Source organism: Pseudoalteromonas sp. S16_S37, from assembly GCF_014694405.1.
GTDB lineage: Bacteria > Pseudomonadota > Gammaproteobacteria > Enterobacterales > Alteromonadaceae > Pseudoalteromonas.
On sequence record NZ_JAAUWV010000159.1, the window covers coordinates 1 to 1,048 of the forward strand.

Annotated in this window: 1 protein-coding gene; it reads left to right on the plus strand. The window is 39.4% G+C overall.

Annotated features, from left to right (window positions below; translation table 11 throughout):
- The first annotated feature begins 309 nt into the window (after nt 1–309).
- A complete protein-coding gene (locus HC733_RS22370) occupies nt 310–828 on the plus strand; it encodes a hypothetical protein (RefSeq protein WP_190367175.1) in 519 nt (172 codons plus the stop codon).
- Nucleotides 829–1,048 lie beyond the last annotated feature (220 nt).

The following is a 1,048-nucleotide window of genomic DNA, read 5'->3' on the forward strand; positions in this document are numbered from 1 at the left end:
TTGGCACGTGAAAATCAAACAACAAAAACGTTAGATGGTTAACCGACTCTAAAGATGGCAATCCAAATTGAACAACCTCAGTTTTTTGAAAAACCGAGATTTTCAGAATCGACTAATTAACGTCTAATCAAGTCAAAAAGACCAATGATTACTCAACGGCTAAAATAGCAGAGCATCAGCCCCGTATCCAAACTTATTATTCTGAGATATTTAAACTCGAAAATAATTCCAACTTTTAACGTGCAAATTCATTACTATGCGTGTGCATTTGTGTATAAATAAGATATTCCAATAACAAAAGGATTGACTATGAAATACCAACTACTAAGCACATTGCTTTGCTTGGGCTTAAGTACTCTTAGTTATGCAGAACAATTAACAGTTAATGGAGATAAGTGGCTACGGACAGCAAACAGCCACTATGCCTATTACGCAGAGGGAAGTGGCACACACGACATTCTCGCTTGGTTATCACTACTTGATGACAAAATTGATTTCCGCCTTGTGTGGAAAGACGAAAAGCTATGCTCAAACTTACAGAATAAACCAACAAATAATACGCTAGATAACGCAATTATTCTTGTTAACAATAGAAAAGTGAAATTTTCCTACCTCTGTGATAGCAATAAGCAAGTACATTTCACTCCAGAAAACCAGTCTAGAGACGGGTTAATACATATTCTAAAAAGCTTTCGTAGAGCCCGTGGTAACCCTGTGAAATTTGTTTATGAGAACGCCCAGACTCCTGATGCAGTTTACATGGTACCAAGCGAAGGCTTTACTGCTTTTTATGCCGAACTAAAAGAAGCGACTAAAAGTGCTTTGTAGCTCGCGTGCAAAGGGTTAACGACAACGAACGCAGTGAGGGCGTTTCCTTTTGCGCAAGGTGAGATGAGCCAGTTTATAGAATGCCGAGGTGATGGAGTATTGCTTAGCAGCTGTGAAGTCGCTCCCTTTACCTTGCGCTAATTCGTCTCTTTATCAATGTGCATCACCTGTGCACTGTACGAGACGATTTAGCACCAAAACAAAAAAGCCCGACTCTTTC